A 23,974-nucleotide genomic window follows, 5' to 3' on the forward strand; every position below is an offset into this window, starting at 1 on the left:
GTCGCGGGGCCCCGTGGGGACCGCTGACCCGTGGTGCCGGCGTGCCGAGCGGCGCTCGGCGGAGGCGGGGCTGCTGCGCGGGTGCCGGGCCGGCCCGGCCCGGGGTGGCCGCCCGTCGTGATGTGCCCCCCGTGGGCACACCGGGGACGGGGCGGGACCGCGCTGCGGGGCGGTCAGTCCGGGCGGGAGCCCGGGTCGTCGTCGCTGTCGACGACGGTGGCCACGGCGGCGAGGGTGCGCGCGGTGGCGGTCCCGGCCGCGGTGGCGGGGACGTCGGAGCCGAGGACGGCGGAGGCGCTGCCGCCGCCGTTGAGCGGGTGGGCGGTCGAGGTGCCGCCGGTGGAGGCGCAGGGTGCCGGGACGGCGACCGGGCCGTCGGGGGAGCCGGGCGCCGGCACGGGCGCGGGGGCGCCGGGGGCCGCGGGGCCGGCCGGGGCGACGGGGAGGGCCCAGGGGCTGGCGGCCGGTGGCGCCGCGATGACGGAGTGCTGGGTCAGCGCCGTCGTGCGGGCGGCCGGCGCGGCCGCGGTGCGGCCCGGGCCGGCGGTGGCCGCGACGGGGGCGGGCAGGTCGGCGGGGGAGCAGACCGGGCCGGGGGCGACCGTGGCGGACGGCGCGGCCGGGGTGGTGCCGGCGTCGGCCTCGGCGACGGCGGTCGCGGCGTCGGCCGTGACCGGGCCGCCCGCGGCGGCGGTGCCGTCGGTGCCGGCGGCCGGGACCGCGGTGGCCCCGGGGTCGGCCGCCGTGGTCGCCTGGTCGGTGGACGTGGTCGCCGCGGTGGTCGCCGTCGTGGTCGCCGTCGTTGTCGTCGTGGTGGTCGCCGCGGTGGTGGCCGACGTGGTGGTGGCCGGCGAGGACGCCGTCGTCGAGCTGCCGGCCGGGGAGGAGGCCGGGGCCTGGTCGGTGGCCGGCGGGGTGCCGGCCCCGTCCGCGGTGGTGCCCGTCGTGGTCGCCGCGGTGTCGCTGGTCCCGCCCCCGGTGGAGGCGTCCCCGGCCGGGGCCGGCTCGGCGGGTGGCGGGCCGGCCGGCGCGGTGTCGGCGGGTGGGTCGCCCGGGCTGGGCGCCGGGGCCGGGTCCGCCGGTCGCGGCTCCGGTTCGGGGGAGGTCACCACGTAGGTCGTGACGGAGCTGTCCGGTCCCGGCTCGGCGGCCGGGCCGGACGCCGGTGCGGTGCCGTCGGTGGAGCCCGGTGCGGGGGTCTCGACGGCCGTGCCGTCGGCCCCGCCGCTGGTGGTCTCGTCGGCCGACGCGGGTCCGGCGAGCGCGACCCACGCGGCCGCCGACCCCAGGCCGAGGACCGCCCCGGTGAGCAGACGACGGCGCCACGGCCGACCACCGGACGGCGGTCGGCCGTCCACGGCGGGGTCGGCCTGGGTCACGGGGTGGAAGCTAGGGAGGCCGCAAGCCCCTGACCACGAAACGAGTCGCGAGCGGTCCGGTTGTCGGCGTGTCGGGCCACGGGGATCGACGGACCGTTCCTTCCCGGTCACGCTGGGTGGACCGTTCCCCCGAAGGTGTGATGCGTGACACCATGCCGGTATCACCGGAACGGGTCGGTGCGGTGGGCGAGGGGGCCCCGGTGGCGATGACGCTGCGGCTGTCGGCCGCGCAGAGCGAGGCGCTGCGCATCCAGGCGCGCGCCGAGGGTGTGTCGATGCAGGACGTCGCGAAGCGCGCGGTGGCGGAGTACCTGGCCGGCCACGGGCGGACGACGCCGCTGGAGCTCGTCCTCGACGCCGAGCTCGACCGCTACGCCGATGCCCTGAGGGAGCTGGCCCGGTGGACGGACTGACCGTCGACGACCTGCTGCAGGTCGCCGCCCGGGTGGTCGGGCCCGACGTCGCGGTCGCCGACCACGGCCTGCTCGCGGCGGCGGTCGCGCGGGTGGGGGCGACGGTGGACGGCGAGGACGTCTACGCCACGCCGGTCGAGAAGGCGGCGGCCCTGCTGCACTCCCTGGCCCTGAACGGTCCGCTGGTCAGCGGCAACCGGCCGTTCGCGCTGGCCGCCGCGCTGGTCCTGCTGGGGCTGCACGACGAGCCCGCGGGCATCTCCGGGCCCGACGCGGTCGCGCTGGTCACCGGCGTGATGACCGGACGGGTCGAGACCGTCGGGCAGATCGCCCGTGCGCTGCGGGGGCGCTGAGCCGGAACCCACCCGTCACGGCGGCGTCACCGCGCGGGAACGCCGCGCCGCGAGACTCGGGGTCCGGTGCCCGCAGCGGGGCCCGGCCGAGGGAGGCAGCGTGGTGCGGGAGCAGAAGCCGTCGATCTTCCAGCTCGGTGCGGTCGAGGGGGCCGACGGGCAGGTCGTGGTGTCCGGCTGGGGCCTGGGCATGTGCGCCCCGCGGTGCGCCTGCCACCGCGACCCCGCCGACGGCCAGCTGCGGATCAGCGAGGACCGGGTGGCCGGCACGCTGGGGCTGCACAGCTTCCGGCCGGCGCCGTGCGCGTGCTGCCGGCCGTGGACCACCGACGAGCTGCGGGCCGTGCTCCGCGACGCGGCCGCCGTCGCCGCGCTCGAGGCGCGGGAGCGCACGGCCGGCTGATGGACGCCGTCGCCGGTCGGCGACCAGGCGGTGTGACGGATGAGGCGGATGGGACAGACACGCCTCCCGGGGTGTCCGTACGGGCAGCATTCGTCCACCTACGTTCAGTTCCGACCTGCTCGGCGACGTCACCCCTCCCCGGGTGCGCGGGCGGGGACCGGAGGCACCTCATGGCACCGCGATCGACCGCGCGACGCTGGTCCCGGACGGCGGTGCCCGCCGTCGCGGCCGGCGTCCTGCTCACGCTGACGGCCGGTCCGGCGACCGCCGCCCCGACGACCGCCGCCGAGGCCGCCGACGCGGTCACCGAGGCCGCGCAGCAGGTCGAGGCGCTGGGCGAGCAGGTCAACGACGCCGAGCTCGCCGTGGCCGACAAACAGGCCGAGGCGGCCGCCGCCACCGCCGCCGCCGACACCGCGGCCGCCGCGGTCACCGCGCTGCAGCCCCAGGTGGACGCGATCGTGCGCAGCGGCTTCGTCGACGGCGTGCCGTCGGGCCTGGAGACCATGCTCAGCAGCGACTCGGCCGACGACGTGCTGCAGCGCGTCTCCACCATCAACCAGCTCACCGACCACACCGACGCCGTCCTCGGGCAGCTGGCCGCCGCGCAGCAGGCGGCGGAGCAGGCCCGCGCCGACGCCGACGCCGCCACGGCCGCCGCGGCCACGGCGCTGGCCGACCTGCAGGCCCAGCAGGACCAGGTGCAGGCCCAGCTGGCGACCTACCGGGCCGACTACGCCCGGCTCTCCGGTCCGGAGCAGGCGCAGGTCGACCGCGCCGTGGCCGGCCCGGAGCTGTCGGCCGCGTCGATGGCCGACGCGGCCGCGGCGGCGCCGGCGGCCGCGCCGACCGCGGCGGCGGGGGTCGCCATCGAGGCCGCGCTGGCGCAGCTCGGCAAGCCCTACGTCTGGGGCTCGTCGGGTCCCGCCGGCTTCGACTGCTCGGGCCTCATGCAGTACGCCTACGCCGCGGCCGGGATCTCGCTCCCGCACTCCAGCCGCGCGCAGTCCGGTCTGGGCACCCCGGTGTCGCGTGCCGACCTGCAGCCCGGTGACCTGGTGTTCTTCTACTCACCGGTGAGCCACGTCGGGATGTACATCGGCAACGGGCAGATGGTCCACGCCAGCGTCACCGGCCGGCCGGTCGCGGTCACCAGTGTCGACCAGCGGGGGTACGTCGGCGCGCGCCGCGTCGCCTGAGCCCGTCCGGGACCGCCGCCGGCGCACCCGGTACGCGACGACGACGGCGACCACCACGACGGCGGCGACCACCGCGCCGGTGGTGCCGACCTTGGACGCCACCGTCTCCCAGGACGCCCCGGCCAGGTAGCCGATGAGCACCGCACCCACGCCCCAGACCAGGCCGCCGAGGGCGTTCCAGACCAGGAAGGTGCGGTAGCGCATCCGGGCGACGCCGGCCAGCGCCGGGGTGACCGCACGCAGGAACGCGGTGAGCCGGGCGAGGAACACCGCCGGACCGCCGCGCCGGGCCAGGGTGTCCCGCGCCGAGTCGATGCCGTCCTGGTGCCGGTGCGCGATGCGGGTGGCGAGCAGGCGCGGCCCGGCCCGGCGGCCGACCTCGTAGCCCAGGCTGTCGCCGATGACCGCCGCGGCGACCACCAGCGCGCCGAGCAGCCACACGTCGACCCGGCCCTGGGAGGCGGCCACACCGCCCAGCACGACCGCGGTCTCGGCGGGCACCACGAAGCCGACGAACAGCGCGTCCTCGACGACGACCAGGGCCACGACCACGACGTAGACCCAGATCGGCGGGATCGACAGCAGGCGTTCCAGCAGCGCGGTCATGGGGTCGGTCGTGCCCCACCGACTGGGTGCAGGCTGTCGGTCCCCTGTGGGCTCCCTGGGATCAGCCGCCCTCGCGCATGCCCCACGGGGAGCCGTAGGCGGTCAGCAGCTCCAGGAACGGCACGGCGTCGAACGCCTCCGGGCCGAGCACGCCCGAGCCCGACCAGGTGCCCTCGGCGAGCAGCTCCAGCGCCACCACCGGGTTCACCGCGGTCTGCCAGACCACGGCCTGGTGGCCGTACTCCCGCATGGACCACTCGTTGTCGACCACGTGGTACAGGTAGACCTGCCGGGGCCCGCCGTCGGTCCCCGTGCCGGTGACCCACAGCCCCGCGCAGGTCTTGCCCGACATGCGGTCACCCAGCCGGGCCGGGTCGGGCAGGCACGCCGCGACCACGTCCCGCGGGCTGACCTGCACGCCCTTGACCGTCACCGGGTCGGTGCGGTCCAGACCGACCTTGTGCAGCGCCTTGAGCACGTCGATGAACTCGGTGCCCAGCCCGTACTTGAAGGTGACCCGGCCGGCGTCCACCCAGCGCGGCATGAGGAGCACCTCCTCGTGCTCCACGTTGACGCACTCGACCGGCCCGATGCCCTCGGGGAAGTCGAAGACCTCGGGCTCGCTGAAGGGCGGGGTGGTGAAGAAGCCGCGGCCGGCCTCGTAGACCACCGGCGGGTTCAGGCACTCCTCGATCGTGGTCCAGATGCTGAACGACGGCGCGAAGTCGTAGCCGGCGACCTCGAGGTTCGCCCCGTCGCGCACGCCGAGCTCGTCGATGGAGGAGAACAGGTGGTCGGCGGCGTACCGGGCGAACACGTCGGACAGGCCCGGCTCCACGCCCATGCCCACCAGCGCCAGCTGCCCGGCGGCCTCCCACTCCCCGGCCATCGCGAACTGCTCGTCGCCCAGCTTGACGCCGGTCTCGGCGTAGGGGTTCTCCGGGTGCGGGCGGGACAGCGACATGGCCATGTCCACGTAGGTGGCGCCGCCGGCCAGCGCCGCGCGGAACAGGGGCATGACGAAGCGCGGGTCGACGGCGTTCATCAGCACGTCGCAGCGGTGCTCGGCGAGCAGGGCGGCCACCGCGTCGGCGTCCCCGGCGTCCACCGACCCCGCCGAGGTGAACCGGGCGTCGCCCACGGCCTCCGCGGTGGCCCGTGCCCGGTCGCCGTCGTAGTCGGTGACCACGACCGCCTCGGGGAAGGAGCGGCGGGCGGCGATGGCGGCGAAGGCGCTGCCGACGCCGCCGGCACCGACCAGGAGGATGCGCATGGGGACCTTCTTCTGTCGCGGACGGGTGGCCGGAGCGTAGGGGAGGACGCGCTGATCGGCGACGGCTTCCGTCGCTGCACCAAGTCGTAACACGCGAAAACCTTGTGGAGAAGGTCTCAACCTGCGATAACCGTGGGATGACGGACAGTCTGTGCGCCTCATGAGCACCCCCGCCCCGGAGCCGCAGCTCAAGCAGGGCGCGATCGGCTTCGTCGACGCGCTCGTCATCGGCCTGGCCTCCACCTCGCCGGCGTACTCGCTGGCGGCGGTGGTGGGCGCCGTGGTCGCCCTGGTCGGCGTCTACGCGCCGGGGGTCTTCCTGGCCTCCTTCGTCCCGATGCTGCTCATCGCCTCGGCCTTCTACTACCTGAACAAGGCCGACCAGGACTGCGGGACGACGTTCTCCTGGGTCACCCGGGCCATGGGTCCGTGGGTGGGCTGGATGGGCGGGTGGGCCATCTCGATGACCGGCGTGCTGGTCATCGGGTCGCTGGCCGACACCGGCGTCCGGTTCGGCCTGCTGGCCCTGCAGCTGGACGGCCTGGCCGAGAACACCTTCCTGGTGCGCACGCTGACCGTGCTGCTCATCTTCGCGATGACCTGGATCTGCGTGATCGGCACCGAGACCAGCGCCAAGCTGCAGAACGGGCTGATCATCGCCCAGGTCGGCGCGCTGCTGGTGTTCGCCGTCGTCGCGCTGGTCGCGGGGCTCTCGGGCAACGGCGAGTCCGACGGCGGCAACCTGACCCCGTCGATCGACTGGCTGAACCCCTTCGGCGCCGGCGGTGCCGCCCTCACCGGTGGGTTGCTGCTCGGCGTGTTCATCTACTGGGGCTGGGAGTCCGCGGTCAACCTGACCGAGGAGACCTCGGACGCCGAGTCCACCCCCGGCAAGGCGGCGATCGTGTCCACCGTCGTCCTGCTGATCACCTACCTCGGCGTCACGATCGCGATCCTCAGCTACTTCGGCACCGACTTCCTCGCCTCGCGCGAGGACGAGGCCGAGACGATCTTCGCCACCATGGCCACCGAGGTGCTCGGTGGCTGGGACTGGGTGCTGCTGCTGGCCGTGGCCACGTCGGCGATCGCCTCGACGCAGACCACGATCCTGCCCGCGTCGCGCACCGGCCTGTCGATGGCCCGCCGGCACGCGATGCCGCAGTCGCTGGCCCGCATCCACCCCCGCTTCCGCACCCCGGACGTCTCCACCTGGCTGGTCGCGGTCATCGCCGCCGCCTGGTACGTGGTGGTGAACCTGATCAGCGAGAACGCGCTGTTCGACTCGCTGACCGCGCTGTCGCTGCTGATCGCCTTCTACTACTCCCTCACGGGCATCGCCTGCGCGGTGTTCCACCGCCGCCAGCTGACCCGCAGCGCCAAGGACTTCCTGCTCATCGGCGTCGGCCCGCTGGTCGGGTCCGCGCTGCTGATCTGGCTGCTGGTGGAGTCCATCGGCGACCTCGCCGACCCGGCCAACTCCGACCTCGGCACCGCCTGGTTCGGTCTGGGCCCGCCGCTGGTGATGGGCATCGCGATCTTCCTGGTCGGCGTCGTCTTCATGCTCTTCTGGCGGGTGCGGGACCGCCGGTTCTGGGCGGAGCAGACGACCACCTCCGACCGCATGCAGGCCGACATCGCCGCGGGCCGGTCCGCCGCCTCGGTCGAGGACCCCGCCCCGTGACCGCCCCGCGTACTGGAGAGCAGCGATGAGCATCGTGCTGGGCTACGACGAGTCCCCGGGCGCCCGCCGGGCGCTGTCCCTGGCCATCGACCTGGCCGGCCGGCTGGACGAGGAGCTGGTGCTGGTCTTCGGCGCGGCGCCGCCCGGCACCGTGGGCGAGGAGGCCGGCGCCCACGCGCAGGCGCTGGCCGAGATCGGGGGGACGGCGGTCGCCCACGCGGTGGAGGCCGCCGACGCCGCCGGGGTGCGCACCGTGGTGGAGGTGCTGCCGGCCAAGCCGGTGGACGCCCTCCTGGACGCGGCCGAGCGGCACGACGCCCGGGTGGTCGTGGTCGGCACCTACGGCGAGACCCCGCTGCGCGGCGCCATCCTGGGGTCGGTGCCGCACAAGCTGCTGCACCTGTCCCCGCGCCCGGTTCTCTGCGTCCCCGCCGAGGCCTGAGCCCGGGTCGCACGGTGATCAGGTGACCTGATCACCGTGCGTCCACCCGCACGGACGTTCGTGTGGTCGGCCGGACAGTGATCAGGTCACCTGATCACTGTCCGGCGGGCGACGTCAGAGGCGGGACCAGGCCTCGGTGAGGACGCCGCGCAGGATCTGCTCGATCTCGTCGAACTCGGCCTGGCCGGCGACCAGCGGCGGGGCCAGCTGCACGACCGGGTCGCCGCGGTCGTCGGCGCGGCAGTAGAGGCCGGCGTCGAACAGCGCCGCGGAGAGGAACCCGCGCAGCAGCCGCTCGCTCTCGGCGTCGTCGAAGGTCTCCTTGGTCGCCTTGTCCTTGACCAGCTCGATCCCGTAGAAGAACCCGTCACCGCGGACGTCGCCCACGATCGGCAGGTCGTGCAGCTTCTCCAGGGTGCGGCGGAAGTCGTGCTCGGTGTCCAGCACGTGCTGGTTGAGGCCCTCCCGGTCGAAGATGTCCAGGTTGGCCAGCCCGACGGCGGCCGACACCGGGTGCCCGCCGAAGGTGTAGCCGTGCGGGAAGGAGACGCCCGGGCGCAGGAAGGGCTCCATCACCCGGTCGCTGGCGATCATCGCGCCGATGGGGGAGTAGCCCGAGGTCATCCCCTTGGCGCAGGTGATCATGTCCGGCACGTAGCCGAACTTCTCGCAGGCGAACGTGGTGCCCAGCCGCCCGAAGGCGCAGATGACCTCGTCGGAGACCAGCAGCACGTCGTGCCGGTCGCAGATCTCGCGCACCCGGTCGAAGTAGCCGGGCGGCGGCGGGAAGCAGCCGCCGGCGTTCTGCACCGGCTCCAGGAACACCGCGGCGACGGTGTCGGGGCCCTCGAACAGGATGGCCTGCTCGATCTGGTCGGCCGCCCACTGGCCGAAGGCCTTCGGGTCGTCGCCGAAGTAGGGCGCCCGGTAGATGTTGGTGTTGGCCGCGCGGAAGGCGCCGGGCACCAGCGGCTCGAAGTCCTGCTTGAGGGCCGGCAGACCGGTGATCGACAGCGCCCCCTGGGTGGTGCCGTGGTAGGCGATGGCCCGGCTGATCACCTTGTGCTTGGCCGGCTTGCCGATCAGCTTGAAGTACTGCTTGGCCGCCTTCCACGCCGTCTCGACGGCCTCGCCGCCGCCGGTGGTGAAGAAGACCCGGTTCAGGTCGCCCGGTGCGGCGGCGGCCAGCCGCTGGGACAGCTCGATGGCCGCGGGGTGCGCGTAGGACCAGATCGGGAAGAAGGCCAGCTGCTCGGCCTGCTTCGCGGCGGCCTGGGCGAGCTCCCGGCGGCCGTGCCCGGCCTGGACGACGAACAGCCCGGCCAGCCCGTCGAGGTACTTCCGGCCGCGGTCGTCCCAGATATGGGCGCCCTCGCCCTTGACGATGACCGGCGGGGCCTGCTGGCGGTAGCCGCCCATGCGGGAGAAGTGCAGCCAAAGGTTGTCGACGTCGGCCGGGCCGTAGTGCCCGGGTTCGGTGACCGGCTGCTCGGTGGTGGTCATGCTGGGACTCCATCCCGCTGCGGATTCCGTCGTCGGAAGACGGCTCGACGATCCGGAGCGTAGCGAGAACACCCCCTGGCTGACGAGACCGTTCGTCAGATCGGTGTGCCCGAGGCCAGTCGGTCGACCAGGTCGGCGATCGTGGACGCCCGGCCGGCGGCGGTGCGCTTGGTGTGCACCCGGTGCAGCACCGAGTAGCGCCCCGCGGCGCCGAGGGCGTCGAAGGCGGCCTGTGCACCGGGTGCTGCGGCCAGCGCCGCCGCCAGGTCGTCGGGGACCGGCATGGCCGCCGACCCCGGGTAGGCCGCGGCCCACCGGCCGTCGGCCTGCGCCGCCTCGACCTGGGCGAGCCCGGCCGGGCGCATCCGGCCCTGCTCGACCAGCCGGGCCACCGTGGCCACGTTCTTGGCCGACCAGATGCTGCGCGGACGGCGGGGGGTGACCCGGATCGTCCAGCTCTCGTCGTCGAACCGGTTGGCCCGGCCGTCGATCCAGCCGTGGCACAGCAGCCCCTCCACCAGCTCCTCCCAGGTCACCGACGCGAACCCGGCGCCCTTCCTGGCCAGCCGGACGTAGAGGCCCGGCGCGGACCCCGCGTGCTCGGTCAGCCAGGCGTCCAGCTCCGCCCCGTCGGCGAAGCTGCGCACCTCGAACTCCCGCTCCACCCCGACCCCTCCCGCGTTTCGGAACCCCTCCGGACGGTCACGGGTCGACGGTGACCCGACGACCTCCCGGCCCGGAGCAACTGTGGCTGGTCCGGCACGGGGAGAGCCAGGGCAACCTCGCCGACGCCCGCGCGCACGAGCTCGGCGTCGACCGCCTCGACCTGGACGTGCGCGACCCCGACGTCCCGCTGTCGCCCGCCGGGGAGCGGCAGGCCGACGCGCTCGGTGCCCACCTGACGGGCCTGCCCGAGCGGCCCACGGCCGTGCTGTCCTCGCCCTTCACCCGGGCGGCTGACACCGCCCGCCGGGCCGCGGCGGCGCTGGACCTGCCGGTCCGGTTCGACGAGCGGCTGCGCGAGCGCGACTTCGGCGCCTTCGACGGGATGACCGCCCGGGGCATCCGGGAGCGTTACCCGGAGGAGGCCGACCGCCGGCAGCTGCTCGGCAAGTTCTGGTACCGCCCGCCCGGGGGCGAGAGCTGGGCCGACGTCGCCCTGCGGGTGCGCAGCGTGCTGGCCACCGAGGCGCTCCGGCACGACGGCGAGCGGCTGCTGGTGGTCAGCCACCAGGCCGTCGTCATGGTGTTCCGGTACGTGCTCGAGGAGCTGTCGGAGCAGCAGCTGCTCGAGGTGGACCGCCACCAGCAGGTCGCCAACGCCTCCCTCACCCGCTACCGCGCCGGCGCCGCCGGCTGGGAGCTGCAGGAGTTCAACACCGTCGAGCACCTGGCGGACGCACCCGTCACCGAGGAGCCCGATGTCCCCCACCCCTGACCTGGTCACCCCGCAGCTGCTGCGCGGTTGGCGGCTGCCCGAACCCACCGGCGGCAAGGAGGCCCGCGGCTCGGTCCTGGTCGTCGGCGGCAGCACCGAGACGCTCGGGGCGGTGCTGCTGGCCGCGGAGGCCGCACTGCGCTCGGGGGCCGGGAAGCTGCAGGTCGCCGTCCCCCGCAGCCTCGCGCCGGTGACGTCGTCGGCCCTGCCGGAGGCGCTGGTGCGCGGGCTGGCCGAGACCGACGACGGCGCGGTGCGGGCCGACGCGGCCGAGCGCGTGCTGGACCTGGCCCGGCAGGCCGCCGCCGTGCTGGTCGGGCCCGGCATGGTCGACGAGCCGCAGACCCGGGAGCTGGTCCAGCGGCTGCTCCCCGAGCTGTCCGGCCCGCTGGCGCTCGACGCGCTCGGGCTGGCCGCGGTCACCGCCGACCCGAGCTGCCTGCACCACCTCGGTGGCCGGGTGGTGCTCACGCCCAACCCGACGGAGCTGGCCTTCGGCCTGCACGTGGACCAGGTGGACGACGCCCCGGCCGCCGCGGTGGAGATGGCCGCCCGGGCGCAGGCCGTCGTGGCGCTGGGCGGCGCGACGAGCTGGGTGGCCGCCCCCGACGGCCGGCTCTGGCAGGACGAGAGCGGCGGGGCCGGCCTGGGGGTGTCGGGCTCCGGCGACGTCCGGGCCGGGGTGGTCGCCGGGCTGCTGGCCCGCGGCGCGGACCCGGTGCAGGCCGCGGTCTGGGCCGGCCACCTGCACGGCCGGGCGGGCGAGCGGTTGGCCGCCTCGGTGGGCCGGCTGGGGTTCCTCGCGCGCGAGCTGCCGGCGCAGCTGCCCCGGGTGCTCAGCGAGGTGGACCTGTAGGTCGGCAGACCATAAGCTACCGCTTATGCTCACCGACCCCGTCGCCACTGCCGGCCTCGTCGTCCGGGAGGTGCGCACCGGCTCCCGGGACGGCGCCACCACCCGGCTGGTCGTCGCCCGCCGCCGCTACCGCACCGACCGCGCCGACCTCTGGCAGGCCGTCACCGACCCCGAGCGGATCCCCCGCTGGTTCCTGCCGGTGACCGGCGACCTGCACGAGGGCGGCCGCTACCTGCTGCAGGGGAACGCCGGCGGCGTCGTGCAGCGCTGCACCCCGCCGGAGTCGTTCACGGTGACCTGGGAGATGGGCCCGATGGTCTCCTGGCTGAGCGTCTCCCTCGCCGAGGCCGACGGCGGCACCGACCTGGAGCTGGTGCACGAGGCGCCGGTCGACCCGCAGCTGTGGGACACCTACGGCCCCGGCGCGGTCGGCGTCGGCTGGGACCTGGGCCTCATGGGGCTCGGCCTGCACGTGGACTCCGGTGCCCCGGTCGACCCCGAGGAGGGCCTGGCCTTCGCGACCACGCCCGAGGGTCGGGCGTTCGTGGGTGCCAGCGCGGCCGGGTGGGCCGACGCCGCGACGGCGGACGGCGACGCCCCGGACGCCGCCCGGTCGGCCGCGGAGCGGACCACCGCCTTCTACACCGGCGCCGCGCCGGCGCAGTGACCACCGACCCCTTCGACGCGCTCGGCGACCCCACCCGCCGGCGGATCCTGGAGCTGCTGGCCGGCACGGAGCGGACCGTCGGGGAGGTGGTCGGCGCGCTCGGCCGGATGTCCCAGCCGGCGGTCTCCCAGCACCTGGCCGTGCTGCGGGACGCCGGTCTGGTGCGGGTCCGCGCCGAGGGCACCCGCCGTTTCCACGCGGTCGACGAGGCCGCCGTCGCGGCCGCGGGCGACTGGCTCGCCCGTCTCCTCGACCCGTTCGGGCAGCCGCTGGACGCCCTGGCCACCGAGGTCGCCCGTGGCCGGCGGGCGCGGGCCCGGGCCGCTCAGCCCGCGGAGGAGGCCCGGCGGGCGCGGTAGGCGGCGGCGTGCGTCCGGTTGGCGCAGCTGGAGTCGCAGAAGCGGCGCGACCTGTTCTTGGTGAGGTCCACCAGCGCGGCCCCGCACCCCTCGGCCTCGCACCGCCCGAGCCGGTCCAGCTCCTCGGCGCGCACCAGGTCGGCGACCGCCATCGCGGCCTCGACCGCCATCCGGTGCGCCAGCGGCGCGTGCGGCTCGGTGGCGTGGATGTGCCAGCCCCACTCGCCGTGCCGGACCAGCTGCGGCTGGGCGTCGCCGTCGCGCAGCAGCCGGTTCACCGTGCCGACGACGGCGTCGGACTCGTCGTCCCACATCTCGCCCAGCCGCGCCCGCAGCCGGTGCACGGCGGCGAGCTCGGCGGCGTCGCCGGCGCGGTCGCCGGTGAAGCCCCAGGTGTCCAGGAACGCGTCCAGCGCGGCCGGGTCGGGCAGCAGCTCGGTGCCGGTCCCCGACCCGCTGGCGGTGTTCACCAGGGCGGCCGCAGCCTGCAGCGCCACCTCGGTGTCATGGGCGAAGAGCATGTTGCTCCTGACGTCTGCTACGGTCCCGCACATCAGGATCGTACGTCCCTTCGGTCCTGACGGGTCTCGAGGAGGACGCCGTGCTGGACCGACGCGCCGGGTGGACCGGCCTGCTGCTCGCCCTGGCCTCGGCGGCCGCCTTCGGGACGTCGGGCGTCTTCGCCTCCGCGCTGCTGGACGCCGGGTGGAGCGCCGCGGCGGCGGTGACCGTCCGGGTCGGGCTGGCCGCGGTGGCGCTCACCGTCCCCGCACTGCTGCAGCTGCGCGGCCGCTGGCACCTGCTGCGGGCCAACGCGGGCTCCGTGCTCGCCTTCGGCCTGCTCGCCGTCGCCGGCTGCCAGCTCGCCTACTTCCTGGCCATCGGCCGGCTGTCGGTGGGCGTCGCGCTGCTGCTCGAGTACTCCGGCGTCGTCCTCGTCGTGCTGTGGACCTGGCTGCGGCACGGCCAGCGGCCCAGCCCCGTCACCGCGGCCGGCGTCGTGGTCGCCGTGGCCGGCCTCGTGCTGGTCCTCGACGTGCTCTCCGGCGCCGAGATCGACCTGCTCGGGGTGTTCTGGGGGTTGCTGGCCGCCGTCGGCCTGGCCGTGTACTTCGTCGTCTCCGGCCGCACCGACGACGCGCTGCCACCGCTGGTCAGCGCCTGGGGCGGTCTCGCGGTGGGGGCCCTCGCCCTGGGCGTCGCCGCCGCCGTGGGCGTCGTGCCGTGGCGCACCACCGCGGCGCCGGTGCAGCTGGCCGGCCACGGGGTGAGCTGGCTGGTGCCGGTGCTCGGCCTCGCGCTGCTGGCCGCCGCGTTCGCCTACGCCACCGGGGTCGCGGCGATCCGCCGGCTCGGCTCGCGGACCAGCTCCTTCGTCGGCCTCACCGAGGTCCTGTTCGCCGTCGGGTTCGCCTGGCTGGCGCTGGGCCAGCAGCCGGGGCCGGTGCAGCTGGTCGGCGGTCTGGTCGTGCTGGCCGGGATCGTGCTGGTCCGGGTGGGGGAGGAGCGCCCGGTGCCGGCCGGCGAGCCGCTGCCCGAGCCCGCCGGGGCGCCCGCACCCGGCCGTTGACCACCACAACGGGGCTGGTCACGGCCCCGTCGGACCCCCCAGGTCTGCTGTGAGCGCCTATCGTGGGGTGATGACCGGCAGCCAGGACACAGCCAAGGACGCCGCCGTGCAGGCCATCCGGGCCGCCGACGCCGAGCGTCAGGCCGCCCAGGCAGCGGCCCGCGAGGCGCAGCGGCGCTGGGAGGCCGCACTGGTGGCGGCCGTCGAGGCCGGCCACGCACCCTCCGCCGTGGCCCGCGAGGCGGGGGTCACCCGCAACCGGGTCTCCCAGCTGGTCTCCGCGCGCCGGGCCGCCGAGGCCGAGGGGCGCGCCCACCGCACCCCGCGGATCGTGCCGAGCCCGTTCGGCTGACCCTCCCCGCTGCGTAAACGCAGTTTGCAGATCGGCGTACGGTGGTAGCCAGAACGCGCCGACGAGGAGGCTGCCGTGCCCGACAACCTGCGCGGCTCCCGCATGGGGGCCACGAGCCTGGAGACCGTCCGCGGGGCCGTGCTCGCGGAGTCCACCACCCACACCTACGTGTGCGAACGCGACCACGACGTGCAGGTGACCTTCGCCGCCGACGCCGTCCCGCCCGCCGTCTGGACCTGCCCCCGGCACGGCGCCCCGGCCGCCCTGGTGGTCACCCCCGACACCCCGGTGGCCCCGCCCGTCGGTGAGGACGAGGAGCAGCCGCGCCGTGGCCGCGCCCGCAAGACCGGTCCGCCCCGAGTGAGCAAGACCCCGTGGGAGATGCTGCTCGAGCGCCGCGACATCGCCGACCTCGACGACCTGCTCGCCGAGCGGCTCGAGGTGCTCCGCGCCCGGCGGACCCGCGCCTCCTGACCTCAGCGGTCGGGGTCGACCACCAGCTCGACCTCGACCTCGTCGCCCGCCCCCCGGCCGGTGCGCTTGCGGGTCTCGGCGTTGAAGGACACCAGGTACCGGCCGCCCATGACGCCGATGGTGGTGGCGTAGGTGTGGTCGCCGTCGATCGTCACGACGACCGGTACGCGCTTGCCGCGGCCGAAGCCGAGGACGACGTCCTCGGGCACCACGATGCCGACGTTGTTGCCGCCGGTCGCCTCCAGGGTGGTCCGGAACGTGGTCACGGGCGCCGATGATGCCGGGTCCGGGGCCGGTGCGGTAGGCAGGTGCGCATGACCGGACCGCTCATCGCCGCCCTGGGGGACCGCGTCCCCGCCGTCGACCCCACCGCCTTCGTCGCGCCCTCCGCCGTGGTGGTGGGCGACGTCGTCCTCGGTCCGCGCGCCTCGGTCTGGTACGGCGCGGTGGTCCGGGCCGACGCCGAGTCCATCCGGATCGGCGCGGACTCCAACGTGCAGGACGGCTCCACCCTGCACAGCGACCCCGGCTTCCCGCTGGTCCTCGGCGACCGGGTGACCGTCGGGCACCGGGTGGTGCTGCACGGCGCCCGGGTCGACGACGACGTCCTGGTCGGCATGGGTGCGGTGGTGATGAACGGCGCGCACATCGGGTCCGGCTCGATCGTGGCCGCCGGCGCGGTGGTGACGGAGAACGCCGAGGTGCCGGCGGGCTCGCTGGTCGCCGGGGTGCCCGCGAAGGTGGTGCGCGACCTGGGCGACGCCGCCGTCGAGCGGATCCGGGCCAACGCGGTCAGCTACACCGACCGGCTGGACCAGCACCGCGGCCTCAGGCGAGTTGAGCAGCCACCAACGGCGTGAGGGTCAGGTGCGGCTTGTTCTGCTCCAGCGTGCGCAGCGCCCACTTGTCGGTGAACAGCGCCAGCAGCTCGCCGTCCGGGCGGGTCATCACCTCGGCGCCGCGGGCCTTGGCGACCTCCGGTGCGGACTCCGCGTCGGTCACCCGGGCCACGGTGTAGGGCAGGTGGTCCAGGCTGATCCGTGAGCCGAACTCGTGCTCCATGCGGTGGCTGGCCACCTCGAACTGCATGGGGCCGACGACGGCGAGGACCGGTGCGCCGTCGCCGCGGCGCTCGGAGATCAGCACCTGGACGACGCCCTCACCGGCCAGGGTGTCCATGCCCTTGCGGAACTGCTTGTACTTGCTGGTGTCGGCGGCACGGGCCACGGCGAAGTGCTCCGGCGCGAACGTGGTGATCGGCGGGTAGACGACCGGGGAGTCGGTGTAGAGGGTGTCGCCGACGCCGAGCGCGCTGGCGTTCACCAGGCCGACGACGTCGCCGGGGTAGGCGGTCTCGATCGTCTCGCGGTCGCGGCCGAACACCTGCTGGGCGTACTTGGTGGCGAAGGGCCGGCCGTTGGCGGCGTTGGTGACCACCATGCCGCGCTCGAAGACGCCGGTGCAGACCCGGATGTAGGCCAGCCGGTCGCGGTGGCCGGTGTCCATGCCGGCCTGCACCTTGAACACGAACGCGCTGAACGGGTCGTCCAGGGCGCGGGGCTTGCCGTCGGCGTCGGGCCGGTCGGCCGGGGCGGGCGCGAGGTCGACGAGGGTGTCCAGCAGCGCGGCGACGCCGAAGTTCGACACCGCCGAGGCGAACAGCACCGGGGTGGTGGCGCCGGCGAGGAAGAGCTCCTGGTCGTGCTGGGCGCCGGTCTCCTCGAGCAGCTCGCTCTCCTCGAGCGCGGTGGTCCAGGCGTCGCCCTCCTGGGCGAGCGCGGAGTCGGCGTCCATCACCCGCTCCGGGGCGATGGTCGCGCCGCCGGCGGTGCGGGTGAAGTGCCGGTAGCTGCCGTCGCGGCGGTCCAGCACGCCGCGGAAGTCACCGGCGATGCCGACCGGCCAGGTCAGCGGGGTGGGCTGCAGGCCGGTGCGCTCGGCGATCTCGTCCATCAGGGCCAGCGCCTCGTTGCCGGGCCGGTCCCACTTGTTGATCACCGTGATGATCGGGATGCCGCGGTGCTTGCAGACCGCGAACAGCTTCATGGTCTGGGTCTCCAGGCCCTTGGCCGCGTCGACCAGCATCACCGCGGCGTCGACGGCGGTGAGCACCCGGTAGGTGTCCTCGGAGAAGTCTGCGTGGCCCGGGGTGTCCAGCAGGTTGACCACCGCGTCGCGGTAGGCGAACTGCAGCGCCGCGGAGGTGATGGAGATGCCGCGTGCCTTCTCCATGTCCATCCAGTCCGACACGGTGGCGCCCCGGCCGGCCTTGCCGTGCACCGCGCCGGCCCGGCCGATCACGTGCGCGTGCAGCGCCAGCGCCTCGGTCAGGGTGGACTTCCCGGCGTCGGGGTGGCTGATGACGGCGAAGGTCCGACGGCGCGCGGCCTCGCCGGCGGCGGTGCTCATTCCCGCGAGTCTACGACCGCGACCGCGACCACCCGCCGCTGTGATGCGCACCGCCCGGCCAGGAATGGTCGGCGAACCCGTGTCGACACCGCGGACGGTCACCGCTCCCGGTGGTGTCGACACGTCGACGCGGAATGGTGCCGACCATTCGTGTTGATAGCGCACAACCGACCCTGAACTGGCCTTTCACCCCTCCGAGGGGGGTCGGTCCACCAGGTCGCCGAATGGTGAGGGAACGGCCTTCGGAATGGCGGCCGGAACGGGTCGCGCACATCGGCAGAAATGGCCCGGAACTGGAGAGGTTCGAGTGGAGGACGTGGCGGTCCTGCCGTAATCGGTCCTGACGACGCGGGGCGGACGGTGTCCCGCAGCAGGGGAGGACGAGCGTGGACGGCTTGGACGACATCGTCGAGGACTTCCTCGTCGAGAGCCACGAGAACCTGGACCAGCTCGACCGCGACCTGGTGGCGCTGGAGCAGGACCCGGGATCGCGGGAGCGGCTGTCGAGCATCTTCCGCACGATCCACACGATCAAGGGCACCAGCGGCTTCCTCGCCTTCGGCAAGCTCGAGCAGGTCGCCCACGTCGGGGAGAACATGCTGTCGCGGCTGCGCGACGGGGTGATGGAGCTGACCCCGCACCGCACCGACGCGCTGCTGGCCATGGTGGACACGGTGCGCGAGCTGCTGGGGTCGATCGAGACCACGGGCGGCGAGGGCTCGGTGGACGTGACCCGCGCGGTCGAGCTGATCAGCGCCGCGATGGACGACGAGCCGGCCGCCGAGGCCCCCGCCGCCGTCGAGGTCGCGGAGGTCGCGGAGGTCGCCGAGGTCGCCGAGGTCGTCGTCCCCGCGGAGGTGGTCGTCCCCGAGGCGCCCGCACCGGTCGCGGTCCCGGCCCCCGTCGCGGTCCCGGCCCCGGTCGCCACGGCCCCCGTCGCCCCGGCCGCCGCCCCGGCCGCCGCCCCGGCCGCCGCCCCGGCCGCCGCCCCGGCCGCCGCCGCGCCGGCCGAGGACGAGCAGGCGCCCCGCCGCGCGGTCGCCGACTCCACCATCCGGGTGGACGTCGACCTGCTGGACGCGCTCATGCAGCTGGTCGGCGAGCTGGTGCTCACCCGCAACCAGATCGTGCAGTACGTCTCCCGGCAGACCGACACCGACCTGGTGCGCGCCGGCCAGCGGCTCAACCTCATCGCCAGCGAGCTGCAGGAGGGCGTCATGAAGACGCGCATGCAGCCCATCGACCACATCTGGTCCAAGCTGCCCCGCGTCGTCCGCGACCTGGGCCAGCAGTGCGGCAAGTCCGTGCGGCTGGCGATGGAGGGCAACGAGACGGAGCTGGACAAGACGCTGCTGGAGGCGGTGAAGGACCCGCTGACCCACCTGGTCCGCAACTCCGTCGACCACGGCATCGAGACCCCGGAGGCCCGCCGCGCCGCCGGGAAGCCGGCCGAGGGCGTGCTCAGCCTGCGGGCCCGGCACGAGTCCGGCCAGGTCGTCGTGGAGGTCATCGACGACGGCGCGGGCATCGACCCGGCGCGGATCGGCGAGAGCGCCGTCCGCAAGGGCCTGGTCACCCCCGACGCGCTGGCCCGGATGGCGACCGCGGACATCCTGCAGCTGATCTTCGCGCCCGGGTTCTCCACCGCCGCCGCGGTCACCAACGTCTCCGGCCGCGGGGTCGGCATGGACGTGGTCAAGACCAACATCGAGGCCATCGGCGGCACCATCGAGATCGAGTCCGAGCCGGGCACCGGCACCTGCACCCGGCTGCGCATCCCGCTGACCCTGGCCATCGTGCCGGCGCTGACCGTGGAGTGCGCCGGCGACCGCTACGCCATCCCGCAGGTCAGCCTGCAGGAGCTGGTCAGCCTGGACGCCGAGAAGGCCGCCGCCGCGGTCGAGGAGATCGGCGGCGCGCAGGTCTACCGGCTGCGCGGCGAGCTGCTGCCGCTGGTGCGGCTGGCCGACGTGTTCGGGCTGAGCTCCGACCGGCACGACGGGCACGTGGTCATCGCCGTCCTGCGGTCGGAGGGCCGCCGCTTCGGCCTGGTCGTGGACCGGGTCATCAACACCGAGGAGATCGTGGTGAAGGCAGTCGGTGCGCAGTTGAAGTCCATCGGCCTCTACTCCGGGGCCACCGTCCTCGGCGACGGCACCGTCGCCCTGATCCTCGACGTGCAGGCCCTCGCCCGCCGGGCGCTGCGGGCCGAGACCGTCGAGCGGGCCGAGCAGCGCACCGCGGCCAGCGTCGCGGCGGCCACCGCCCGGGCCGGCACCGAGCGGCAGCGGATGCTGCTGGCCTCGATCGGCGGCGGACGCCGGGTGGCGATCCCGCTGGACACCGTCACCCGCCTGGAGCAGATCAGGAGCGGCACGGTGGAGCGGGTCGGCTCGCGGGAGGTGGTGCAGTACCGCGGCGCGATCCTGCCGATCGTCCGGCTGGACCGGCACCTGGGCGCGACGTCGTCCTACGGCTACGACGAGCCGGCCCCCGAGACGCTCGAGGTCATCGTCTACGCCGACCGCGACCGCAGCGTCGCCATCGTGGTCGAGGAGATCCTCGACATCATCGACGACAGCGAGGCCAAGCACTCCGACATCGACGACATGGGCCTGCTCGGCTCGGCGGTGTTCGGCGACAAGGTCACCGAGCTGCTCGACGTGCGCGCGGCGATCCTCGCCGCCGACCCCGGCTTCTACGCCTTCGACACCGCCGGTGCGCCGGCCCGCGACGACCTGATGGTGGTCTGACATGACTACGGCAACCGCCCCCCGCACCGGCACCGCCCAGCTGGCGACCTTCTGGCTGGACGGCGACCTCTACGGCGTCGAGGTCGAGCACGTCCAGGAGGTGCTCCGGGCGCAGAAGCTCACCCGGGTGCCGCTGGCCCCCCCGGCCGTCGCCGGCCTGATCAACCTGCGCGGCCAGGTGGTCACCGCCATCGAGCTGCGCGAGCGGCTGGGCCGTCCGGCCCGCGCCGCGGACGCCGAGTCCGTGGTCATCGTGGTCCGGATGCACGGCGAGGCCGTCAGCTTCCTGGTCGACGGGATCGCCGACGTCGTGCACGTGGACGCCGCTGACTTCGAGCAGCCGCCGGACACCCTCGACGGCCGGGCCCGCGAGCTGATCCTCGGCGCCTACAAGCTCGACGGCCGGCTGCTGCTGGCCCTGGACGTCTCCCGCGCCGTCGCGGCCTGACGCCGGACCAGCCCCACCCCCTCCCGCACCGGACCGCCGGCGACCTCGTCGCCGGCGACCCGGCCCCACCCCTGCCCGGAAGGCCCTCCCGTGAGAACACCCGGACGCCGCCTCGCCGACCTCGGCCTGCGGACCCGCCTCGGACTCGCCTTCGGCGTCGTCGCCCTCGTCGTGCTGGGCTGCGCCGGCGGCGGCGTGGCCGCCGTCGCCCAGCAGCGCGAGCTCGCCGGCCAGGTCCGCGCCGTGGACGGCGTGCTCCGCGACGCGGAGACCATGCGCTTCCAGATCGCCGACGCCACCGGCTGGCAGGGGTTCGTCCTGGCCGACGTCGCGGCCTTCGGGCCGGAGGAGTCGCTGCGGGACGACTCCTACAACCGGGCCGGCTTCCTGGCCAGCAAGGCCTCGATCTACGCCTGGCTGGACGACGTCGACACCTCGGCGATGGACGCCACCGAGCGGGAGGCCTTCGACCAGCTGCGGCCGGCGTGGGACGACTACTACCGCTGGGACGACCAGGTGGTGGAGTGGGTCCGCCCCGGCACGCAGGCCGGGCTCGCGCAGGCGCAGACCTCGATCAACGGCGGGGAGGCCGGCGCGGCCTACACCGTGGTGCTGGGCATCGCCGACACCATCGCCGGCTCCGCGCAGGACCGGCTCGACGCCCTGGCCGACCGCCAGTCGGCCGCGCAGACCCGGGCGACCTGGCTGCTGGTGGCCGCGGGCCTGCTCGGTCTCCTGCTGGCCGGCGGCCTGGCCTGGCACCTGACCCGCTCGCTGGTCGGGCCGCTGCACCGGATCCGGGACGTCGCCGAGGGCATCGGCGCCGGGGACCTGACCCGCCGCACCGGGCTGACCGGGGCCGGTGAGATGGGCCGGGCCGGGACCGCGCTGGACCGGGCCACCGAGCAGCTGGCCGGGGTGGTCGGCGCGGTGACCGGCTCCGCCGACGCGGTGGCCGCCGCCAGCACCCAGCTGTCGGCGTCCTCCGGGCGGATCGCGGCCTCGGCGGAGGAGACCAGCGCGCAGTCCGGCCTGGTCTCCGGTGCCGCCGACGAGGTGTCCCGCTCGGTCGCCACCGTCGCCGCGGGTGCCGAGCAGATGAGCGCCTCGATCCGGGAGATCGCGCAGAACGCCAACGAGGCCGCCCGCGTCGCCGCCGAGGCCGTCTCCGAGGCCGACGCCACCAACGCCACCATCCAGAAGCTGGGCCAGTCGTCCAAGGAGATCGGCGACGTGGTCAAGGTGATCACCTCGATCGCGGAGCAGACCAACCTGCTGGCCCTGAACGCGACCATCGAGGCCGCCCGCGCAGGCGAGGCCGGCAAGGGCTTCGCCGTCGTGGCCAACGAGGTCAAGGAGCTCGCCCAGGAGACCGCCCGGGCCACCGAGGACATCGCCCGCCGGGTCGAGGCCATCCAGGCCGACACCACCGGCGCGACCGAGGCGATCGGCCGGATCGGCGAGGTCATCGGCCAGATCAACGACTACCAGCTCACCATCGCCTCGGCCGTCGAGGAGCAGACGGCGACCACCAACGAGATGTCCCGGTCGGTCGCCGAGGCCGCCGCGGGCACCACCGAGATCGCCGCCAACACCGCCGGCGTCTCCGGCGCCGCGTCGGCCACCACCCAGGCCCTCGGCCAGACGCGGGTGGCCGTCGACGAGCTCTCCCGCATGGCCACCGACCTCCGCGCCACCGTCGGCCGCTTCACCACCTGACCCGACCGACCGACGTCCTGCCTTCTCCCTGGAGCCCACCGTGACCACCCTCCGCCGCCGCCTCACCTCCCTCGGGGTTCGCGCCCAGGTCCTCGCCGCCGTCCTCGTCGCCGCCCTCGTCGCCGGGGTGGTGGGCCTGGCCGGGCTGACCGCGCTGTCGGCCTCCGCCGGCCGCACCCAGACCGTCTACGCCGACGACGTCCGCGGGGTGCAGCTGGCCCAGGAGATGCGCTTCCAGCTCGTCTCCATCCGGTTCGCCCAGTCCAGCCGGACCAACGCCGCCCGCGCCGGCGACGCCGAGTCCCTCGCCACGTGGACGACCACCCGCTCGGACGCCGTGGACGGCCTCACCTCGGCCGGCCAGGAGCTGCTCGGCACGGTCGCGCTGACCTCGGCGAACCGGGACGCCGTGCAGGGCGCGATCGACGGCGTGGGGGAGTACATCGACCTGACCGGCCAGCTGGACGCGCTCACCGCCGCCGGGGACACCGCCGGCTGGACCCGGCTGCGCGACGGGCAGGTGACCCCGCTGATGACCGGCCTGGTCGACTCCCTCGACGGCCTGGTGCAGGACCGCGCCGCGGCCGCGGCCGACGACGCCGCCGCGGCGGCGGCCGCCTACCGGTCGACCCGGGTGGAGCTGGCGGTGGTGCTCGTGCTGGGCATCGGCCTGGCCCTGGGCATCGGCTACGCCGTCGCCCGCTCCTTCGTGCGCCGGCTGAACCGGCTGCAGGCCACCGCGACCGCGCTGGCCGGCGGCGACCTGACCGTGCAGACCGGCATCACCAGCAGCGACGAGGTCGGGCAGACCGCCGCGCTGCTGGACAGCGCCCTGGTCGACCTGCGCGCCCTGATGTCCACCGTCGCGGGCTCCGCCGACGCGGTCGCCACCTCCAGCGAGGAGCTGTCGGCCTCGGCGTCGCAGATCTCGGCGTCGGCCGAGCAGACCAGCGCGCAGTCCGGCGCGGTCTCCGGCGCCGCCGACGAGGTGTCCCGCTCGGTCGCCACCGTCGCCGCGGGTGCCGAGCAGATGAGCGCCTCGATCCGGGAGATCGCGCAGAACGCCAACGAGGCCGCCCGGGTCGCCGCCGAGGCGGTCGCGGAGGCCGACGCCACCAACGCCACGATCACCAAGCTCGGTGTCTCCTCGAAGGAGATCGGCGACGTCGTCAAGGTCATCACGAGCATCGCGGAGCAGACCAACCTGCTGGCCCTCAACGCCACCATCGAGGCCGCCCGCGCCGGGGAGGCCGGCAAGGGCTTCGCCGTGGTCGCCAACGAGGTCAAGGAGCTGGCGCAGGAGACCGCCCGGGCCACCGAGGACATCGCCCGCCGGGTGGAGGCCATCCAGGCCGACACGACCGGGGCCACCGAGGCGATCGGCCGCATCGGGTCGGTGATCGGCCAGATCAACGACTACCAGCTCACCATCGCCTCGGCCGTCGAGGAGCAGACGGCGACCACCAACGAGATGTCCCGGTCGGTGGCCGAGGCCGCCGGCGGCACCACCGAGATCGCCGCCACCATCACCGGCGTCTCGACCGCCGCCGACTCCACCACCCAGGCCCTGGGGCAGACCCGGGTGGCCGTCGACGAGCTGTCGCGGATGGCCAGCGACCTGCGCACCACCGTCGGCCGCTTCACCCACTGACCGCCCGCCCGACCCGCACCCGACCA

General features: G+C 75.0%; 25 protein-coding genes and 1 pseudogene. 18 read left to right on the top strand and 8 right to left on the bottom strand.

Annotated elements, in window-relative coordinates; translation table 11 throughout:
* Positions 1-173: 173 nt before the first annotated feature.
* A complete protein-coding gene (locus BLT39_RS22260; RefSeq protein ID WP_091059828.1) occupies positions 174-1,379 on the bottom strand; it encodes a hypothetical protein in 1,206 nt (401 codons plus the stop codon).
* A gap of 152 nt (positions 1,380-1,531) precedes the next feature.
* On the opposite strand from BLT39_RS22260, the gene BLT39_RS04920 reads away from it, so the two are divergent.
* From BLT39_RS04920 to BLT39_RS04935, 4 genes are all read left to right on the top strand, one after another.
* Positions 1,532-1,792, top strand: coding sequence for a hypothetical protein (locus BLT39_RS04920; protein WP_242658169.1), 261 nt, complete (start codon positions 1,532-1,534; stop codon positions 1,790-1,792).
* Positions 1,780-2,145: a hypothetical protein gene (locus BLT39_RS04925; protein WP_091059832.1), complete on the top strand. Its 366-nt coding sequence runs from the start codon at positions 1,780-1,782 to the stop codon at positions 2,143-2,145. The genes BLT39_RS04920 and BLT39_RS04925 overlap by 13 nt, the downstream gene beginning before the upstream one ends.
* A gap of 100 nt (positions 2,146-2,245) precedes the next feature.
* Positions 2,246-2,548, top strand: a complete 303-nt coding sequence (locus BLT39_RS04930) for a hypothetical protein (RefSeq protein WP_091059835.1) — start codon at positions 2,246-2,248, stop codon at positions 2,546-2,548.
* Positions 2,549-2,760: 212 nt separating this feature from the next.
* Positions 2,761-3,747, top strand: a complete 987-nt coding sequence (locus BLT39_RS04935) for a C40 family peptidase (RefSeq protein WP_242658170.1) — start codon at positions 2,761-2,763, stop codon at positions 3,745-3,747.
* A gap of 138 nt (positions 3,748-3,885) precedes the next feature.
* On the opposite strand, the pseudogene BLT39_RS22910 reads toward BLT39_RS04935, so the two are convergent.
* Both BLT39_RS22910 and BLT39_RS04945 read right to left on the bottom strand, forming a co-directional pair.
* Positions 3,886-4,353: pseudogene (locus tag BLT39_RS22910) on the bottom strand (DedA family protein); the annotation flags it as partial.
* Positions 4,354-4,414: 61 nt separating this feature from the next.
* Positions 4,415-5,626 (bottom strand): saccharopine dehydrogenase family protein, encoded by a 1,212-nt coding sequence (locus BLT39_RS04945; RefSeq protein WP_091059841.1) that lies wholly within the window; start codon positions 5,624-5,626, stop codon positions 4,415-4,417.
* Between the two features lie 160 nt (positions 5,627-5,786).
* Here BLT39_RS04945 and BLT39_RS04950 point away from each other — a divergent pair, with 160 nt between their 5' ends.
* Together BLT39_RS04950 and BLT39_RS04955 are read left to right on the top strand one after the other, a co-directional pair.
* Complete coding sequence (locus BLT39_RS04950) at positions 5,787-7,307, top strand: APC family permease (protein ID WP_091059844.1); 1,521 nt, start codon at positions 5,787-5,789, stop codon at positions 7,305-7,307.
* 25 nt (positions 7,308-7,332) lie between these two features.
* Complete coding sequence (locus tag BLT39_RS04955; protein WP_091059847.1) at positions 7,333-7,749, top strand: universal stress protein; 417 nt, start codon at positions 7,333-7,335, stop codon at positions 7,747-7,749.
* A 114-nt stretch (positions 7,750-7,863) separates the two neighbouring features.
* Here the strand turns inward: BLT39_RS04955 and BLT39_RS04960 are convergent, their stop codons facing one another.
* Positions 7,864-9,252 carry an aspartate aminotransferase family protein gene (locus BLT39_RS04960; RefSeq protein ID WP_091059851.1) on the bottom strand — a complete coding sequence of 463 codons (1,389 nt, stop codon included), beginning with the start codon at positions 9,250-9,252 and terminating at the stop codon, positions 7,864-7,866.
* A 95-nt stretch (positions 9,253-9,347) separates the two neighbouring features.
* Positions 9,348-9,917, bottom strand: coding sequence for a YdeI/OmpD-associated family protein (locus tag BLT39_RS04965; protein ID WP_207507625.1), 570 nt, complete (start codon positions 9,915-9,917; stop codon positions 9,348-9,350).
* A 50-nt stretch (positions 9,918-9,967) separates the two neighbouring features.
* Between BLT39_RS04965 and BLT39_RS04970 the strand changes: the two genes are divergently transcribed.
* From BLT39_RS04970 to BLT39_RS04985, 4 genes are read left to right on the top strand one after another with little or no spacing between them, the layout of a single operon-like run.
* Positions 9,968-10,690 carry a histidine phosphatase family protein gene (locus BLT39_RS04970; protein ID WP_091059854.1) on the top strand — a complete coding sequence of 241 codons (723 nt, stop codon included), beginning with the start codon at positions 9,968-9,970 and terminating at the stop codon, positions 10,688-10,690.
* Positions 10,674-11,546 carry an NAD(P)H-hydrate dehydratase gene (locus BLT39_RS04975; RefSeq protein WP_091059856.1) on the top strand — a complete coding sequence of 291 codons (873 nt, stop codon included), beginning with the start codon at positions 10,674-10,676 and terminating at the stop codon, positions 11,544-11,546. Before BLT39_RS04970 ends, BLT39_RS04975 begins: the two co-directional genes overlap by 17 nt.
* Before the next feature lie 25 nt (positions 11,547-11,571).
* Entirely contained in the window at positions 11,572-12,213 is a 642-nt protein-coding gene (locus tag BLT39_RS04980; RefSeq protein WP_091059859.1) for an SRPBCC family protein, read from the top strand.
* Positions 12,210-12,572, top strand: a complete 363-nt coding sequence (locus BLT39_RS04985; protein ID WP_091059863.1) for an ArsR/SmtB family transcription factor — start codon at positions 12,210-12,212, stop codon at positions 12,570-12,572. Before BLT39_RS04980 ends, BLT39_RS04985 begins: the two co-directional genes overlap by 4 nt.
* Here the strand turns inward: BLT39_RS04985 and BLT39_RS04990 are convergent.
* Positions 12,539-13,093, bottom strand: coding sequence for a CGNR zinc finger domain-containing protein (locus BLT39_RS04990; RefSeq protein ID WP_091059866.1), 555 nt, complete (start codon positions 13,091-13,093; stop codon positions 12,539-12,541). The genes BLT39_RS04985 and BLT39_RS04990 overlap by 34 nt on opposite strands.
* Positions 13,094-13,173: 80 nt before the next feature.
* Between BLT39_RS04990 and BLT39_RS04995 the strand changes: the two genes are divergently transcribed.
* From BLT39_RS04995 to BLT39_RS05005, 3 genes are all read left to right on the top strand, one after another.
* A complete protein-coding gene (locus tag BLT39_RS04995) occupies positions 13,174-14,142 on the top strand; it encodes an EamA family transporter (protein WP_091059871.1) in 969 nt (322 codons plus the stop codon).
* A gap of 70 nt (positions 14,143-14,212) precedes the next feature.
* Positions 14,213-14,494: a hypothetical protein gene (locus BLT39_RS05000; RefSeq protein WP_091059873.1), complete on the top strand. Its 282-nt coding sequence runs from the start codon at positions 14,213-14,215 to the stop codon at positions 14,492-14,494.
* Between the two features lie 75 nt (positions 14,495-14,569).
* Complete coding sequence (locus BLT39_RS05005; protein WP_242658171.1) at positions 14,570-14,968, top strand: RNA polymerase-binding protein RbpA; 399 nt, start codon at positions 14,570-14,572, stop codon at positions 14,966-14,968.
* Positions 14,969-14,970: 2 nt separating this feature from the next.
* Here BLT39_RS05005 and BLT39_RS05010 read toward each other — a convergent pair whose 3' ends face one another.
* A complete protein-coding gene (locus BLT39_RS05010; protein ID WP_091059877.1) occupies positions 14,971-15,234 on the bottom strand; it encodes a DUF1905 domain-containing protein in 264 nt (87 codons plus the stop codon).
* Positions 15,235-15,282: 48 nt separating this feature from the next.
* On the opposite strand from BLT39_RS05010, the gene BLT39_RS05015 reads away from it, so the two are divergent.
* Positions 15,283-15,828 carry a gamma carbonic anhydrase family protein gene (locus BLT39_RS05015; protein WP_091059882.1) on the top strand — a complete coding sequence of 182 codons (546 nt, stop codon included), beginning with the start codon at positions 15,283-15,285 and terminating at the stop codon, positions 15,826-15,828.
* On the opposite strand, the gene BLT39_RS05020 is transcribed toward BLT39_RS05015, so the two are convergent.
* Complete coding sequence (locus BLT39_RS05020) at positions 15,797-17,377, bottom strand: peptide chain release factor 3 (RefSeq protein WP_091059886.1); 1,581 nt, start codon at positions 17,375-17,377, stop codon at positions 15,797-15,799. The genes BLT39_RS05015 and BLT39_RS05020 overlap by 32 nt on opposite strands.
* 386 nt (positions 17,378-17,763) lie before the next feature.
* Between BLT39_RS05020 and BLT39_RS05025 the strand changes: the two genes are divergently transcribed.
* From BLT39_RS05025 to BLT39_RS05040, 4 genes are all read left to right on the top strand, one after another.
* The gene (locus BLT39_RS05025) at positions 17,764-20,130 is read left to right on the top strand and encodes a chemotaxis protein CheA (protein WP_091059889.1); all 2,367 of its coding nucleotides are present in this window, start codon (positions 17,764-17,766) and stop codon (positions 20,128-20,130) included.
* A 1-nt stretch (position 20,131) separates the two neighbouring features.
* Positions 20,132-20,578 (top strand): chemotaxis protein CheW, encoded by a 447-nt coding sequence (locus BLT39_RS05030; protein ID WP_091059893.1) that lies wholly within the window; start codon positions 20,132-20,134, stop codon positions 20,576-20,578.
* A gap of 90 nt (positions 20,579-20,668) precedes the next feature.
* On the top strand, positions 20,669-22,297 hold the full coding sequence (locus BLT39_RS05035; protein WP_242658172.1) for a methyl-accepting chemotaxis protein: 1,629 nt from the start codon (positions 20,669-20,671) through the stop codon (positions 22,295-22,297).
* Positions 22,298-22,337: 40 nt separating this feature from the next.
* Entirely contained in the window at positions 22,338-23,948 is a 1,611-nt protein-coding gene (locus BLT39_RS05040) for a methyl-accepting chemotaxis protein (RefSeq protein ID WP_242658173.1), read from the top strand.
* Positions 23,949-23,974: the final 26 nt, after the last annotated feature.

It is taken from the genome of Klenkia brasiliensis (genome assembly GCF_900100695.1).
Lineage (GTDB): Bacteria > Actinomycetota > Actinomycetes > Mycobacteriales > Geodermatophilaceae > Klenkia > Klenkia brasiliensis.